Here is a 2,244-nt window from a genome sequence, read left to right as displayed (position 1 = left end):
TTCCTGTCCCAGCTGTCCTTTTCGGATCATGTGAGCAGTCTCAATCCCATCGAGAGTGGCAGTAGCTGAATGGAAGGCCTTAAAGCCCATCATAGGCTTGGTTATGCGTTTGATAAACCGGTGGTCCTGTTCAGTGATATTGTTGAGATATTTGACCTACAGAGTATTGATGAATGAAAGCCAGAATCCCATCAGGAACAGGTAGATATTGATGTTGGTCAGGCCCGCCAGATTGCCTCCTTTTGTCTATGACTACCTTCTCTGGCAGCCCATTGATGCCTGTTGTGGTCAAGTCCAGCCGGACACCTCTTTAAGCACATCTCTCAAATTCGATGGGGGGTAAGCGATTTCATCAGATCAGATCGTAGGTGAGAATTGTATTTAAAGTACCAGGATAGCACCGCTGAATGCCAAGTCATGGAAGGCTTAAAGGCTTATGGCATCAATAGATAAATATAGCTGCTCAGCGGACATCCGCCTTCTTGCGACCAGCATCGCTATATCATGCGGCTGCGGCCATCCCAACTTTCTCAAGCTGGATATTCCAGGGTAGCAGTGCCTCATAATCCTCAACGGATTGGCAGTGAGGAATCTGCTTAAGCAACGTCACATAATACTTGTAGGGGGCAAGGCCGTGGAGCTTGGCAGTGCGAATCAAACTAAAGTGCAGGCACAATGCTTTAGCGCCATTGACCGAGGATGCAAACAGGAAGTTCTTTCGAGCCATCACAAAGGGTTTGATTTCCTGTTCAGTCAAATTGTTGTCGATTTCCAACCGGCCATCGCTGAGGAATGCACACAACCCATTCCAATATTTCAGGCAGTAATTCATTGCCTTGCCCAGCGGGGATTTAGGTAGCACCTGCGGATAGTGCTCATCCAGCCAGCACTTAAAGGCAGTCATAATCGGCCTGGACTCCTCTTGTCGCAAATTGTGTCGCTGCTTTATGCTCAGCTGATTCTCTTTGGCTTTCCTCTCAACCCGATAGAGCTTCTTATAAAACTGCATTGCCCGTTTTGCCAGCCCGTCCCCTTGCGCCGCTCTCGCTATGGATTCAAATTTTCGCCGGGCATGTGCATTGCAGTGACTTGGGTTTACAGCTGTTTGCTCAAACAACAACTCAAAAAATGGATCAGCATCGCAATGCAGCGTGCCTGTAAAGCCGGCAAACCAGTCATTTACAAAATCTTTGTGATCCGAGGCATTATATTCATAGAGGATAGCTTCCTTACCTGGAGGACCACCTCGGAAACAGTAGGCATAAGATTTTCGGCTTGCTGGCCGGCCAGGTTCATTAAGAACTTGGAGTGATGTGGCATCCAAAGCCCCAATATCGTAGCCAATGACGCCGTCTTTTAGCAAATTGATCAGTGGTTGTAGGGGAGTGGCACAATCGATAACAGTACGAGCCATGGTTTGACGAGGAAAGCTAAAGCCGGCACGGGTCTCAAACTGTTTTTCCAGGTGATAAAAGGGTTGTCGATCATCTAGCTTGCTGGCTATGAGATGGGCTAGAACGGATTCGGTAAACTTACCCTTGGGCAGGATATGCTTTGGCTTGGGAGCAATAACTATTTGGCCTGCACAGCCTTTGGGGCAGGCCACCTTCTCCCGCAACTCGACAATCACCTCATATACCGGGGGTATGTAATTCAAGCGCTCATGACGTTCGTAATCAACGAGATTCTTTTGGCAGCCACATGCACAGGTTTTATCCTGTTCTGAGACAGGGATTACCACCTCTTTTCTTGGCAGGTGTCCGGCAAAGGGCTTCTTTGTTTTTTTATGACGCTTGTGTGCCGCAATGCTAACTACATCATCCTGGTCTTTGTCGTTATCAGCCTCGTTTTCCTCTACAGAAGCATCATCCCGAGCTTCTGAACTTTCGAATAGCAGCCTTTGAGGATCATCAGGGTCTTCGTATCGCTCAGAGCGTCGGCCAAAGAGAGAGCGCTGTAGTTGTTTGAATTGAAACAATAGCTGATCGTAAGCTTTTTCAAACTGCTCGCATCGTTGGAGCGAGAGTTTGAGTTCACATGTAAGCTGTTCAACCTGGCACTGTAACGTATCATCGGTAGCCATTGGGTTTTCCGATGTTAATTTATGTGTGGATTATACCATGGGAAACTATTTTCCAGGCTCTATACGTATCAATAAAAGCGTGAAAAATAGAGTTTTTTTGGTTCTTCTTGCTGAGTAAAGTCCAACCCGGAAAGCAGCCACTGTAGCTGTGAAATCGACAA

Annotated in this window: 1 protein-coding gene and 1 pseudogene; both read right to left on the bottom strand. The window is 47.2% G+C overall.

The annotated features are described in order from the left end of the window. Window positions 1-153: pseudogene (locus ACCI49_RS24375) on the bottom strand (DDE-type integrase/transposase/recombinase); the annotation flags it as partial. Between the two features lie 349 nt (window positions 154-502). After that, complete coding sequence (tnpC, locus tag ACCI49_RS24370) at window positions 503-2,083, bottom strand: IS66 family transposase (RefSeq protein ID WP_371841852.1); 1,581 nt, start codon at window positions 2,081-2,083, stop codon at window positions 503-505. Window positions 2,084-2,244: the final 161 nt, after the last annotated feature.

Source organism: Microbulbifer epialgicus (assembly GCF_041447265.1).
In the GTDB taxonomy this organism is placed as follows: domain Bacteria; phylum Pseudomonadota; class Gammaproteobacteria; order Pseudomonadales; family Cellvibrionaceae; genus Microbulbifer; species Microbulbifer epialgicus.
The sequence above is the reverse complement of the archived record's forward strand: the minus strand, read 5'-3'. Positions and strand labels throughout refer to the sequence as shown.

What these genes read in the sequence shown, in the direction of transcription:
- tnpC (WP_371841852.1), bottom strand. Translation starts at nt 2,083, where the DNA reads ATGGCTACCGATGATACGTTACAGTGCCAGGTTGAACAGCTTACATGT.